Origin of the sequence: Candidatus Thalassolituus haligoni, from assembly GCF_041222825.1 — a bacterium.
Lineage (GTDB): Bacteria > Pseudomonadota > Gammaproteobacteria > Pseudomonadales > Oceanobacteraceae > Oceanobacter > Oceanobacter antarcticus.
On the sequence record NZ_CP139482.1, the window covers coordinates 320,981 to 334,259 of the forward strand.

Sequence of the window (13,279 nt, forward strand, 5' to 3'; positions counted from 1 at the left end):
AGTGATAATTGGGTGTTAATTAAACCGTAATAGTTTCTGTTTGAATCAACCATTGCATTTGTTTACTTGCCGATAGGTCATTTGATACTTAGACTTAGGCCCTATTTAATCAAAACAAGGATTGGGAGGGCTTATGAAAGGCGACAGCAAGGTTATTGAATACCTGAATCAGGTGCTTACTATTGAACTGACCTCGATCAACCAATATTTTTTACATGCCCGCATGTACAAAAACTGGGGTTTCGAAGAACTCAACACCAAGTGCTACAAAAAATCCATCAAGGACATGAAGCAGGCCGATGAACTGATCGAGCGTGTCCTCTTCCTTGAAAGCCTGCCCAATCTGCAAAAACTGAACCGCCTGCGCATCGGTGAAAGCCCGGCAGAAATGCTGCAGTGCGACCTGGAACAGATTATCGAGCAGCTTGAACTGCTGCGCGAAGCCATCGCCTATTGTGAATCCGTCAAAGACTTCGTCAGCCGCGAGGTACTGGAAGAAATCACTGAGTACGAAGAAGCTCATCTGGACTGGATCGAAACCCAGCAGCACCTGATCGCCACGACGGGCATCGAAAACTACCTGCAATCCATGATGAGTGACGACTGAGGAGACGAACCATGAAAGGCAATCAACAGGTTATTGATAAACTGAACGAACTGCTGGCTGGTGAACTCGCTGCCATGGATCAGTACTTCGTCCACTCCCGCATGTATCAGGACTGGGGACTGAACAAATTGTACGTCCGTATCGATCACGAATTCGACGACGAAAAACAACACGCCGCCGATCTGATTGAACGCATCCTGTTCCTCGAAGGCACCCCTGATATGGTCACCCGAGCGCCGATTAACGTCGGTAAAGACGTTCCGGCGATGCTGCAAAGTGATCTGGATCTCGAATACAAGGTCGTCACCGACCTGCGCGAGGTGATGGCTTACTGCGAATCGGTACAAGACTACGTCACCCGCGATATTCTGCTGAAAATGCTGGATGACACTGAAGTGGATCACGCTTACTGGCTCGAAAAACAGCTTGGCCTGATCAATCGCATCGGTCTGCAGAACTACCTGCAGTCGCAAATGGGCAGTGACGTTCCGGCGGCCTGATGTGCTCTGGCAGGGCTACCTGCCACACTCCCGATGGCCCTGCGGTTACGACAACGCAGGGCTGTTTTTTTTCTGTCACCGTCCCCCTTTGGTGAGGGCACGGTACTCACAGTTTGGTTGATGGTGTGATAATGAGCGAAATAACCTTTTCCAACGATGAAAAAGTACGTATGGCGGCCAGGGTAAAGAAGTACTTCGTTGACGAGCTGCAGCAAGAGATTGGCAGTTTTGATGCCGAGTTTCTGATTGACTTTTTTGCCCGCGAGATTGGGCCGTACTACTACAATCGCGGCTTGAAGGATGCCCACCAACTGGCCAGTGAAAAAATGGACGAAGTCGGTTATCTGGTGCAGGAATTGGAGCAACCAGAAGGGTATTAGGGCTGGAAACCTATTGTCGTTGCAGTTCTCATGCAACAGCAATACGAGCTTGCCATACCTCGGCTCGGGTGCCGGTGGACTCCGCAAACGCTCTTGTACTTGACCGGTCAGCTGCCTGTGACGGTTACCTGGCCACTTTCCCCATCAACCGCACTCGGCTAATCCCCCCATCCGGGAAGACATTGATCTTTACATGGGTCACTGGGCCTAAATCTTTTATTTCCACCTTGTAGCTGTGTTCCTGATTGGGCTGCATTTTCTGTTGCGGCAGCAGTTCTTGCCAGTACAAACTCTGGGTTTCGATCTGGTCGTCGGTGCCGCCGGTGACACAGGCTGCCTGTATCGAACACTTGTCCGGGTAGTTGCCTTTGAAATGGTGGGTATCGATCAGTATTTCTTCGATGGTGCCTGCGTGGCCCAACGCCAGAATCACCCAGTCGTTGCCCGGTGTACGACGACGGGCGGTTTCCCAACCATCGCCCATGTTGATGCCTTTGCCAGGCTGGATGAGGTTGCTCATATGGCCAAAGTGCTGGTTGTTACAGGCCAGCGCACGCCCACCATTCAGAGCGGCCACAAGGTCGACCTGTTCGTCTGCAGACGGGTTGGACCAGTCTTTGTAAGGCACGCCGTAGACACGTAAACGGGCAACACCGCCGTCGGGGAAAATGTTCAGACGCAGGTGCGTCCAGGGCTGGTCGGTGTATCGATCGTCAATGGCGTGCAGGTGATGGCTGTCGCCCTGCAGGTTGACCGCTGGCAGGATCTCGCTCCATTCGGTATCGGCCGTCGGGTCGCCGATGTCACCATTGGATGTAGTCGGACAGTAACAGGCTTGCAGCGAGGCGGATGGCGGGTAGTTGCCGGTGAAGAAACGGGTGTCGATATCCACCGCCTTGATCACACCGGTCACACCCAGACGAATAATCGCGTAGTCGTAACCGGCCTGGCGCTTGCGGCGTGATTCCCAGCCATCCATCCACTTGCCGTTGTCGTCGTAGACGCCTTCTTGCCACACCGGTGCTTCCGGGTTGAGCATGCGGTTGGCTTCGGCAAACCAGTCGTCGGTCACGTAGGTCACTTCGGTGCCCAGGCGACGGTTGGCCAGGTTGACGTATTGCTTGAGTTTTTCTGGAGTGAGTGTGGTGTTCATGCTTGGCTCTGTACGGAAGTCGGGTAGTGGTGTTCGTGCCAGTGCTTGGCGATATCCATGCGACGCGGGAACCATACCTGCTGGTGGCCTGCGGCGTATTCAATAAAACGTTTCAGCGACGCCAGCCGCGCCGGGCGGCCAATCAGACGGCAGTGCAGGCCGATCGACAGCATCTTGGCTGCACCGTTGGCCCCTTCATCGTAGAGCACATCGAAGGCGTCTTTCAGGTACTGATAAAACTGTGCGCCGCTGTTAAAGCCCTGTGGCGTAGCAAAACGCATATCGTTGGTGTCGAGGGTATAGGGGATGATCAGGTGCGGTTTTTCTGCCCCGGTTGAATCTTTGGGGCCATTGACCCAGTAGGGCAGATCGTCGTCGTAGCTGTCGGAGTCGTACAGGAAACCACCTTCTGCCATGACGATATCGCGGGTGTTGGGGCCGGTGCGACCGGTATACCAGCCCAGTGGCCGTTCGCCGGTAATGCCCTGGAGGATTTCGATGGCTTTGTTGAGGTGCTCGGTTTCCTCTTCCTTGCTCATGTACTGGTAGTCGATCCAACGGTAGCCGTGGCTGCAGATTTCATGACCGGCAGCGTGCATGGCCTTGATCAGTTCTGGATGGCGTTCCGCTGCCATGGCTACGGCAAAGATGGTGAGTGGAATATTGTGCTGTTCAAACAGTTTGAGAATACGCCACACACCTGCACGGCTGCCGTATTCATAAATGGATTCCATGCTCATATGGCGCACATTGGCGAGCGCCTGCGCCGCTGGCATCTCGGACAAGAAGGCTTCAGACTCCTGGTCGCCATGGAGGATGCAGCGTTCGCCGCCCTCTTCGTAGTTGAGCACAAACGAGATGGCGATACGGGCGTCACCAGGCCATTGCGGGTGTGGGGGTTGACCACCATAACCGATTAAATCGCGGGGATAATCCACAGACATTGTGTTCTCCAGTCGGACGGCTGCCGCGCTGCAGAGATCTGCCGGGCAGGAAGAATATGCGCGTATTCTTGAAAGTGCTGGCAGATTATCTTGTCCTTGGAATCCACTCAATAAAAAATCCTGACCGATTGGTCAAATCAGACATTTAGGCCCATCATCGAGTTAATGAGTCGGCTACAATGACGCATCCGATACTGCTTGTCGGGACTGTCTTCCGAATCTCTGGCTGCTGAATTCTTACTGCAGGAAACCTCTATGGAACCTTTTGTTGAACCGGCGCCGGGCTTCGTCACCCTCACGCCACAATCCTTGAGCCGGGAGGCCTTTGCGCCTTTTGGTGATGTGATCGAAACGGCAGGCCGTGACCATTTCTCCATCAACGATGGTTACGCTGATCGCTTCCATAACCTGGCGGATGTCGACCTGACCGAGGCGGATGGCAAGCCGCTGTTGAGTATTTTCCGCGCCCGTCCACGGCCCCGGCCACTGCAAGTGGACATGATGGAGCGACACCCAATGTCGAGTCAGGCGTTTATTCCACTGTCGGATACGCCGTTTCTGGTGCTGGTGGCACCGGCGGGTGAAGCGCCGTCACCGGAGAACCTGACGCTGTTTTGTACCAACGGCTGCCAGGGTGTGAACTTTGCCCGTGGGGTATGGCATTTCCCGCTGCTGGTGGAAAAAGTGGATCAGGAGTTTTTGGTTGTTGATCGCGGTGGCCCGGAGCAAAACTGTGACCTGCATTATTTTGCCGATGGCGTGCGCGGGGTGATTGAGTAAGCAGCGCTTGCAGAATAAAAACGGCAGTGTCATCGCCGCAGGCGTATGACACTGCAATGGAACGTTGTGATGGAACGATGTGATGGAACGATGTGATGGAACGCCAGCCAGCCCCTTATCACCAACACCGATATTGGATCAAAAACCTGAAGGCCAGCCCGGAACAGATCCGTCAGGCTCTGCTGAAAATGCAGCGCACTGAACCGGTCGGAAATAAAGAGTTTGAACAGTATTTGCAATACATGCGCTGATTCCGGCAACCATAACCGGAACAACACACAGAAATTGCAGCCCGGCACCCATCTCGGGCATGATTCCCGACTTTATTTCAATAGCCTGATTCCCGTCAGACGCATCAAGGACAGCCCGTGACCGACCAGTCCCAACTCCAGAAGCACAGTGACCTCGTATGGAACATCGCCAACCTGCTGCGTGGGCCGTATCGGCCGCCTCAATACCGCCGGGTCATGATTCCGCTCACCGTGCTGCGGCGTCTGGACTGTGTATTGGCAGACAATCGTAGCGAAGTCAGCCAGCTGTACCAAAACCTGATCGCCCTCAAGACCGATACCGCCACCATCGAGCGCACCATCAACCACAAGCTGAAACTCAAATTCCACAACACCAGTAAATTCAGCTTCGACAACCTGCTCGACGACGACACCCAATTGGCTACCAATCTGCGCGCCTATATGGCCGGGTTTTCCTCCCGTGCTCGCGCCATTCTGGAAAAATTCAAATTCGACGAAGAAATCGAACGCCTCGACGAAGCCAACCGCCTGTACGAAATCATCAAGGAATTCCAGAACATCGACCTGCACCCCAGTCGTATTCCCAACAGCGACATGGGCACTATCTTTGAAGATCTGGTGCGACGCTTTAACGAACAGGCCAACGAAGAAGCCGGGGATCACTTCACCCCACGCGAAGTCGTGCAGCTGATGGTCAACCTGCTGTTTACCGGTGAAGAAGACATCTACCAGGGCCGCAAGGTCATCCGGGTGTACGACCCGACCTGCGGCACCGGCGGCATACTATCGGAAGCGGAAAGAACCATTCTACGCCAGAACGACAAGGCCGACGTCAGCCTGTTTGGCCAGGAATACAATCCCGAGTCCTACGCCATCTGCGGCTCCGATTTGATGATCAAGGGCGAAGAAGCCGACAACGTCGTCTTCGGCGATACCCTTGGCACCGGTCGCAGCAAAGACGGCTTTACCGACGGCGACGGCCACCCGGACAAATACTTCCACTACATGGCCGCCAACCCGCCGTTTGGCGTGGAATGGAAACCGGAAAAAGACTTTGTCAGCGGCGAATACGAAACCTTTGGCTTCAAGGGCCGCTTTGGCCCCGGCCTGCCGCGCATCAACGACGGTGCCCTGCTGTTTTTGCTGCATATGATCGACAAAATGGAACAGCCCGGCCCACAGCATCAGCCAGAATTGGCGGCATGGTTAAAGGATCAAGCCAAGCAGCAAACCTCACGGTCTGCCGAAGAACAGGCACGGCAGAAATACACCGAATCCATCCCCTCGCAGTTACGCCCCATCGACGACGGACGCGGTGCCCGTATCGCCGTTATTTTTAACGGCTCGCCGCTGTTTACCGGCGATGCCGGTAGTGGCGAAAGCAATATCCGCCGCTGGATCATTGAACACGACATGCTCGAAGCCATTATTGGCCTGCCCGACCAGCTGTTCTACAACACCGGCATTTACACCTACATCTGGATCGTCACCAACCGCAAGGCCCCCGAACGCAAGGGCAAGATCCAGCTGATCAACGCCACCGACTTCGCCTGGAAAATGAAAAAGAGCCTCGGCGACAAGCGCAAGAAACTCGGTACTGGCTCAGTAGGGGGCACAAGCTCTGATAACAGCAATGAACCCGACCATATCCGGCTGATTACCGAACTCTACGGCAATGGCCTGACCGCCAACGCCGACCACAGCGAACAGCGGACGCTGGCGCAAATTCGCACCAATAGCGACAGCCCCAAAGACAAGAGACGCGACGCTTCTCAACCCATCTTCGTCAGCAAAACCTTTAACAATCAGGACTTCGGCTACTTCAAAATCACCGTCGAACGGCCACTACGGCTGAACTTCACCGTCAACGACGAACGCATCCAACGGCTACAAAACAGCAAATGGTTTGCAGACCTCGCCAGCTCGAAAAAGCGCAAGGACAAAAAACAGATTGCACTCGAAGAAGCCCTCGGCAAAAGCCTGCAACAGGCTATCCTTGATGCGCTGAACCAGCAGAAAGCAGAATTTGCGAACCAGGCGGAACCGATTAAAAACCGCCAGGCATTTATCAAAATTCTGAAACCCGCCTTGGCGCTGGCCGGTATCAAATGGGATACCATCCTGCAAAAAGCCCTGCTGGCCCCCGGCATACTGGCCGAACGCGACCCGTTGGCGGATATCTGTACCGACAACAAAAACAACCCGGAATCCGACCCGGAACTGCGCGATACCGAAAACGTGCCCTTCCCCGGCGGCCTGCTTGCCAATGGCCAGCGTGACAACGCCAACAGCCTGATAAATCTGCCACTGCCACTGGCCTACGAAAACCCCAAACAGGACAAGGGCACTGTGGATAAATCCGCCCTGATCGAGCTGGTACGAGACCACTGTCAGAACTATCTGGCGGCTGAAGTGCTGCCTTACCGCACCGACGCCTGGATCGACTTCGACAAGCTCAAAGTCGGCTACGAAATCCCCTTTAACCGCCACTTTTACCAGTACCAGCCACCCCGTGAACTGGACGTGATTGAAGCGGAAATCAAGGATCTGGAAGGCCAGATTCTGGCGATGTTAAAGGAGGTGGTGTGATGGGGTATGCGGCTTATTCGGATACTATTAGCTCAGATCAAACATGGCTGGGAAACATCCCTGCCAGCTGGTCTGTTAAATCATTGAAGTTTGTTGGCGATGCCGTCATTGGTCTTACTTATTCTCCAGATGACTTAACAAATGTAGATTCCGGCACGCTCGTATTGCGATCAAGCAACATTCAAAATGGCCAAATCACGAATAAAGACAACACATATGTATCAACGAAAATTCCTGAAAAATTAAGAACTAGGGTCGGTGATATATTGATCTGTTCCCGAAATGGAAGCAAAGAACTCATCGGAAAATGCGGGCTGATAACAGAAGATTTTTCCGGCAGCTCGTTCGGAGCTTTTACTACTGTCTACCGAAGTCCAATAAACCATTTTCTCTACTATGTTTTTAACTCAAAGATTTTCGAGTATCAGTCAGGGGCTTATCTAACAACGACGATAAACCAGCTAACAATCGGTGCACTGAATAGCTTTAAAGTGCCGCTTCCCCCTCTCCCCGAACAAACCCAGATCGCCCGTTTTCTGGACTATAAAACCGCTCAGCTGGATCAGCTGATTGCCCAAAAACAGGCCCTGATCGAACGTCTGAACGAACAGCGTATCGCCCTGATTACCCAGGCCGTCACCCGAGGGCTCAACCCGGATGCCGCACTCAAAGACTCCGGCGTGGAATGGCTCGGGCAAGTGCCCGAGGGCTGGGAAGTGAAGCGTTTGCGTTTTGTAATACGCTCAAACCCTGTTAAATCAGAAATAAGAGATCTGTCAGATACTGATGTTGTTTCATTCGTACCGATGGAAGCTGTTGGTGAATACGGTGGAATTAAACTGGGCCAGGAAAAGATATTGGAGCAGGTATACGCAGGTTACACCTACTTTAAAGATGATGATGTGGTCGTCGCGAAGATCACTCCTTGTTTTGAGAACGGTAAGGGAGCGCTAGCTAGAAGCCTTACAAACCAAGTAGCCTTTGGAACTACCGAGCTACACGTTCTGCGATCTGAGGAGGAAATCAATCCAGAGTGGCTCTTCTATCTCTCTATTAGCTATCCATTCAGAGAAATAGGAGCCTCTGAAATGTATGGAGCAGGGGGCCAAAAGCGAGTACCAGAAGACTTCATCAAAGATTTCAGAATTGGCATTCCAGGCTACGAGGAGCAAGTGGAGATAGTTCTCTACCTCAATTCCGAGTTAAGCAAGTTGGACACATTAAAAAGTAAAACATCAGACACCATCACCCGTCTTGAGGAATACCGTACCACGCTGATTACCGCCGCCGTCACCGGCAAGATTGATGTACGCGGGTTTAAGCTGCCGGAGCCAGCGACTACACCCGACACCTAGCGTCCGACGTCCGACGTCCGACAACCCTCTAGCCGTCCGCATTGACGTACGTACTTTCGGGCGTACACTGGTTTTTATTTATACAACCCGAGGTGTGTGATGAACGGCATAACCGCAACCGAAGCACGCAGCAAACTGTATCGCCTGATCGATGAAACCGCCGAATCCCACCAGCCGGTGGTCATCAGCGGCAAACGCAATAACGCCGTGCTGGTGTCGGAAGAAGACTGGGCAGCCATTCAGGAAACCCTGTACCTGCTGTCGGTGCCCGGTATGCGCGAATCCATCCGTGAAGGGCTGGCAACCGATATCGAAGACTGTGATCAGGAACTGGACTGGTGAACTGGGCGCTGGTGTACACCAAACAGGCCCAGAAAGACGCCAAAAAACTCGCCGCCAGCGGCCTCAAGGCCAAAGCGCAACAACTTTTGGCGCTGATCGCCGAAGACCCTTACCGCAAACCACCACCCTACGAAAAACTGATTGGTGATTTGGCTGGTGCGTATTCACGCCGAATCAATATCCAGCACCGGCTGGTGTATCAGGTACTTGAAGACCAAAAGACCATCAAGGTGCTGCGGCTCTGGAGTCATTATGAATAATGACCGGACCTCTCTCTTCACAAACAAGTAAACCACCCCATAAGGACAATAAGGGAGACAACACTATGGACAGCCAACTTCTGCAATTACAGCAACAGCTCGAAGAAGCGGTACAGCGCGCCGATGCCGAAGGCATTGAGTTCTGGTTTGCCCGCGATCTGCAACCCCTGCTCGGTTATGCCCGCTGGGAGAACTTCCAGACCGCGATCCAGCGCGCCTCGGATTCTTGCGAGGCCACGGGGCATGCGGTTTCAGACCATTTTCGTGGCGTCACGAAAATGGTCATCCTGGGCAGTGGCTCAAAGCGTGAAGTCGAGGATTTTATGCTCACCCGTTACGCCTGTTATCTGATCGCCCAGAATGGTGATCCGCGCAAACAGGAGATCGCCTTTGCCCAGAGTTACTTTGCGGTACAGACCCGCAAACAGGAGCTGATCGAAGACCGTATGCGTTTACAGGCGCGGCTGGAAGCCCGCGACCGTCTGCGCGAATCTGAAAAGGCCCTGTCGCAGAATATTTTTGAACGCGGTGTCGATAATCAGGGCTTTGGCCGAATTCGCTCTCGCGGTGATCAGGCCCTGTTTGGCGGCCACACCACGCAGGCCATGAAAGACAGATACGGCATCGTCAAAACACGGCCACTAGCCGATTTTCTGCCAACCCTGACCATCGCGGCCAAGAACCTGGCCACCGAAATGACCAACCACAATGTGCAGCAATCCGACCTGCAGGGTGAGCGTGCCATTACCTCAGAACATGTCCAGAACAACACCAGCGTACGCAATATGCTGGGCCAGCGCGGTATTCAGCCGGAACAGTTACCGGCGGAGGAAGATTTGAGCAAGCTGGAACGCCGGGTTAAATCCGATGAAAAGAAACTGGCCAAAACCACCCGCACGCTGCCGCCTGATACCCGTGACGACCCGGCTGAGAACAAGGATGAGCCCGCATGAGCAAACGCCATTCTGAAGAACGCTTTGAAGCCGATATTGAACAGGCCTTGCTGGATCAGGGTTATCAACCGGGGTCAAACAGCGAATTTGATAAATCCCTGGCGCTGGAGCCAGCACAGGTACTGGCGTTTATCCAGCGTACCCAGCCGCTGGTGTGGCAAACACTGGAGAAGATCCACAAAGACAAAACCGCTGCCATTGTACTGGACGGTCTGACCAAGGAACTGGCGATCAAGGGCATGCTCAAGGTGCTGCGGCAGGGCTTCAAGGTCTATGGCAAGAAGTTTCGGGTAGCGCTGTTTGCTCCCAATAACCAGAAGAACCCGGCCAGCTGGGATCTGTACCATAAAAACCGCCTGAGTGTGACGCGCCAGTTGTATTACAGCGAAGCCAACAAGAATTCGCTGGATATGGTGCTGTTCCTGAATGGTTTGCCCATCGCCACACTGGAGCTGAAAAGCCGCTTGCCCGGCGGCTGGAGCACCGAGCAGGCCAAACAGCAATACAAGCAGGATCGTGATCATCGCGAGCTGTTGTTCGAGTTCAAAAAACGCACCCTGGTGCATTTTGGCGTCGATGAAGATCAGGTGATTATGACCACCCGTCTGAGTGGCTATAAAACCTTCTTCCTGCCCTTTAACCGGGGTTCACACCCCGGTGAAAAAGCCTGTGGGGCTGGTAATCCGAATGTTGAAGACGATTACAAAACCGCTTATCTGTGGCGCGAGGTATTAGGCCCGGACAGCCTGCTGGATATTCTTGGCCGCTTTATGCATTTGCAGGTAGACGACAAGCGCATCCTGAAAGACGGCAAGATCCAGAAAATTACCCGCGAGGCCATGATCTTCCCCCGTTGTCACCAGCTGCAAGTGGTGCGTAATCTGGTCACGCACAGCCAGCAAAACGGTGCGGGTCATAACTATCTGGTGCAGCATTCCGCCGGTTCCGGTAAATCCAATTCCATCGCCTGGCTGGCTCATCGACTGAGTAATTTGCATAACGCCGATGACGAACGGGTGTTCAACTCGGTGATTGTGATCACCGACCGCCGGGTGTTGGATCAGCAACTGCAAAAAACCATTTTCCAGTTCGATCACAAACATGGCGTGGTGCAAAAAATCGACGAAGACACCCGCCAGCTGGTGCAGGCGTTGAGCGACGGCACGCCGATTATTATCAGCACCTTGCAGAAATTCCCTTTTGTGGCCGAAACCCTCGACAAGCTCAATCAAAAGTCGGCGCAGGCCAACAAGGATCACCCGGATTTAGCCATCAGTACCCAGGGCAAACGCTTTGCGGTGATTGTGGATGAAGCCCACAGTTCGCAATCCGGCGAGAGCGCCATGGATCTGAAAGGTGTACTCAACCGCAATGGTATTCAGGAAGCGGCCGCGCAATATGCAGCAGAACAAGGGCTGGATCTGGATGCCGATGAGGCGTTACCGGAAAACGATCAGGGCCGTATGGAAGACGAACAGGACCGTATGGAAGAAGTGGTGCGCCGCCTGATGAAACGTGGCAAACAGCCGAATCTGAGCTTTTTCGCGTTTACCGCCACGCCCAAATACAAAACCCTCAAGGTGTTTGATGAACCCGGCCCAAATGGCGAAGCGCCGTTCCATCACTACAGCATGCGTCAGGCCATCGAAGAGCGTTTTATCCACGATGTGCTGAAGCACTACACCACCTTTACCACCTATTTCCGTCTTACCCAGGACACCGAAGACGATCCGCATGTAGAGCGCAAGAAAGCCGCCAAAGCACTGGCGCGTTTTCTGGATTTACACGCCTACAACCTGGGCCAGAAAACCGAGGTCATGGTGGAGCATTTCCGCACCCACGTTCGCCATAAAATCGGTGGCCGCGCCAAGGCTATGGTGGTCACTGGCTCGCGCTTGCATGCGGTGCGTTACAAACAGGAATTCGACCGCTACATCAGTAACAAGGGTTATACCGATGTGCGTTCTCTGGTGGCATTTTCCGGTTCAGTGACTGACCCGGACTGCCCTGATAAAAGCTGGACTGAAACCGGCATGAACGGTGGCATCAAGGAAAGCGAATTACCGGAACGCTTCGACAGCGATGATTTTCAGGTGCTGTTGGTAGCCGAGAAATACCAGACCGGTTTTGATCAGCCACTGTTGCACACCATGTACGTGGATAAAAAGCTGTCAGGGATTCAAGCAGTGCAAACCCTGTCGCGCCTGAACCGTACCTGCACCGGCAAGGAAGCCACCTTTGTACTGGACTTCCGTAATACCAAAGAAGAAATCTACGCAGCATTCAAACCCTATTACGACCAGACCGAAGCCGATGACCTGACCGACCCGCAGCATCTGTATCGGTTACAGCACCAGATTGAAGAAACCCGCGTACTGCGTGATGAAGAGATCGAATCCTTTTGTCAGGTGTACTTCCTGCCCAAACGCAAGGAAAGCAAGCACGACCACGCCCGTATGAACGCCATCCTGGATAAGGCCATCGAGCGCTTTAATACGTTGCCGGAGGATGAACAGGCCGACTTCAAGGGCCTGTGCGTGAACTTCCGCAATATGTACGGTTTCCTGTCTCAGGTGATTCCGTATCAGGATTCGGATCTGGAGCAGTGGTACAGCTATCTGCGCTTTTTACTCAACAAACTACCACGTAATGAAAGCGGCCCAGCCTACAAGTTGGACGACGACGTCGAGCTGGAGTATTACCGCCTGCAAAAAATCAGCGAAGGCCAGATTGATCTGAAAAGCGGTGATGCCGACCGCCTCGGTGGTTCGGACGAAGTCGGCACCGGTCGATCTGGCGAAGAATACGTGCCACTGTCCGAGCTGGTAGAGCAACTTAACGCACGTTTTGGCACCCACTTTACCGAGGCGGATCAGCTGTTTTTCGACCAGATTCAACAAGAAGCCATCGAAAACGCCGACTTGCGAGAAGCTGCTCAGGCCAATACTGAAGATGATTTTCGTTATGTGTTTGAAAAGACATTTGAAGGACTGATTATCGACCGCATGGATGACAACGAAGAAATATTTGGCCGCTTGATGGCTGACCCGGAGTTTCGTCAATTAGCCACCGATGATCTGATCAGCAAAATTTACCGGGCCTTGCGACGCAAGGGTAAGCAACACGCTGGACCAGCTTGATGGTGTACCGCGCTGAATTGGCAAT

The 13,279-nt window shown here is 53.4% G+C and carries 12 protein-coding genes; 10 read left to right on the plus strand and 2 right to left on the minus strand.

Annotated elements, in window-relative coordinates; translation table 11 throughout:
* Positions 1-133: 133 nt before the first annotated feature.
* From bfr (SOJ49_RS01505) to SOJ49_RS01515, 3 genes are all read left to right on the plus strand, one after another.
* Entirely contained in the window at positions 134-607 is a 474-nt protein-coding gene (gene bfr, locus SOJ49_RS01505) for a bacterioferritin (protein WP_369856460.1), read from the plus strand.
* A gap of 11 nt (positions 608-618) precedes the next feature.
* A complete protein-coding gene (bfr, locus tag SOJ49_RS01510; protein ID WP_369856461.1) occupies positions 619-1,107 on the plus strand; it encodes a bacterioferritin in 489 nt (162 codons plus the stop codon).
* A 131-nt stretch (positions 1,108-1,238) separates the two neighbouring features.
* Positions 1,239-1,487, plus strand: coding sequence for a DUF2164 domain-containing protein (locus SOJ49_RS01515; RefSeq protein WP_369856462.1), 249 nt, complete (start codon positions 1,239-1,241; stop codon positions 1,485-1,487).
* A 124-nt stretch (positions 1,488-1,611) separates the two neighbouring features.
* Here SOJ49_RS01515 and alc read toward each other — a convergent pair whose 3' ends face one another.
* Together alc and puuE are read right to left on the minus strand one after the other, a co-directional pair.
* Positions 1,612-2,640: an allantoicase gene (gene alc, locus SOJ49_RS01520; RefSeq protein WP_369856463.1), complete on the minus strand. Its 1,029-nt coding sequence runs from the start codon at positions 2,638-2,640 to the stop codon at positions 1,612-1,614.
* On the minus strand, positions 2,637-3,584 hold the full coding sequence (gene puuE / locus SOJ49_RS01525; protein ID WP_369856464.1) for an allantoinase PuuE: 948 nt from the start codon (positions 3,582-3,584) through the stop codon (positions 2,637-2,639). The genes alc and puuE overlap by 4 nt, the downstream gene beginning before the upstream one ends.
* A gap of 255 nt (positions 3,585-3,839) precedes the next feature.
* On the opposite strand from puuE, the gene SOJ49_RS01530 reads away from it, so the two are divergent.
* From SOJ49_RS01530 to SOJ49_RS01560, 7 genes are all read left to right on the plus strand, one after another.
* On the plus strand, positions 3,840-4,364 hold the full coding sequence (locus SOJ49_RS01530; protein ID WP_369856465.1) for an ureidoglycolate lyase: 525 nt from the start codon (positions 3,840-3,842) through the stop codon (positions 4,362-4,364).
* A gap of 368 nt (positions 4,365-4,732) precedes the next feature.
* Entirely contained in the window at positions 4,733-7,204 is a 2,472-nt protein-coding gene (locus SOJ49_RS01535; protein ID WP_369856466.1) for an N-6 DNA methylase, read from the plus strand.
* Positions 7,204-8,559, plus strand: a complete 1,356-nt coding sequence (locus SOJ49_RS01540) for a restriction endonuclease subunit S (protein ID WP_369856467.1) — start codon at positions 7,204-7,206, stop codon at positions 8,557-8,559. The genes SOJ49_RS01535 and SOJ49_RS01540 overlap by 1 nt, the downstream gene beginning before the upstream one ends.
* Before the next feature lie 99 nt (positions 8,560-8,658).
* Positions 8,659-8,901 carry a type II toxin-antitoxin system Phd/YefM family antitoxin gene (locus SOJ49_RS01545; protein ID WP_369856468.1) on the plus strand — a complete coding sequence of 81 codons (243 nt, stop codon included), beginning with the start codon at positions 8,659-8,661 and terminating at the stop codon, positions 8,899-8,901.
* Positions 8,898-9,161: a Txe/YoeB family addiction module toxin gene (locus SOJ49_RS01550; RefSeq protein WP_369856469.1), complete on the plus strand. Its 264-nt coding sequence runs from the start codon at positions 8,898-8,900 to the stop codon at positions 9,159-9,161. The genes SOJ49_RS01545 and SOJ49_RS01550 overlap by 4 nt, the downstream gene beginning before the upstream one ends.
* Positions 9,162-9,226: 65 nt before the next feature.
* Positions 9,227-10,114 (plus strand): DNA damage-inducible protein D, encoded by an 888-nt coding sequence (gene dinD, locus SOJ49_RS01555; RefSeq protein ID WP_369856470.1) that lies wholly within the window; start codon positions 9,227-9,229, stop codon positions 10,112-10,114.
* Complete coding sequence (locus SOJ49_RS01560) at positions 10,111-13,254, plus strand: type I restriction endonuclease subunit R (RefSeq protein ID WP_369856471.1); 3,144 nt, start codon at positions 10,111-10,113, stop codon at positions 13,252-13,254. The genes dinD and SOJ49_RS01560 overlap by 4 nt, the downstream gene beginning before the upstream one ends.
* The last annotated feature ends 25 nt before the right edge of the window (positions 13,255-13,279 follow it).

Excerpts from the sequence above, each read along its gene's own strand:
- bfr (WP_369856460.1), top strand. The coding sequence starts at position 134 with ATGAAAGGCGACAGCAAGGTTATTGAATACCTGAATCAGGTGCTTACT.
- bfr (WP_369856461.1), top strand. The coding sequence starts at position 619 with ATGAAAGGCAATCAACAGGTTATTGATAAACTGAACGAACTGCTGGCT.
- SOJ49_RS01515 (WP_369856462.1), top strand. The coding sequence starts at position 1,239 with ATGAGCGAAATAACCTTTTCCAACGATGAAAAAGTACGTATGGCGGCC.
- alc (WP_369856463.1), bottom strand. The coding sequence starts at position 2,640 with ATGAACACCACACTCACTCCAGAAAAACTCAAGCAATACGTCAACCTG.
- puuE (WP_369856464.1), bottom strand. The coding sequence starts at position 3,584 with ATGTCTGTGGATTATCCCCGCGATTTAATCGGTTATGGTGGTCAACCC.
- SOJ49_RS01530 (WP_369856465.1), top strand. The coding sequence starts at position 3,840 with ATGGAACCTTTTGTTGAACCGGCGCCGGGCTTCGTCACCCTCACGCCA.
- SOJ49_RS01540 (WP_369856467.1), top strand. The coding sequence starts at position 7,204 with ATGGGGTATGCGGCTTATTCGGATACTATTAGCTCAGATCAAACATGG.
- SOJ49_RS01545 (WP_369856468.1), top strand. The coding sequence starts at position 8,659 with ATGAACGGCATAACCGCAACCGAAGCACGCAGCAAACTGTATCGCCTG.
- dinD (WP_369856470.1), top strand. The coding sequence starts at position 9,227 with ATGGACAGCCAACTTCTGCAATTACAGCAACAGCTCGAAGAAGCGGTA.
- SOJ49_RS01560 (WP_369856471.1), top strand. The coding sequence starts at position 10,111 with ATGAGCAAACGCCATTCTGAAGAACGCTTTGAAGCCGATATTGAACAG.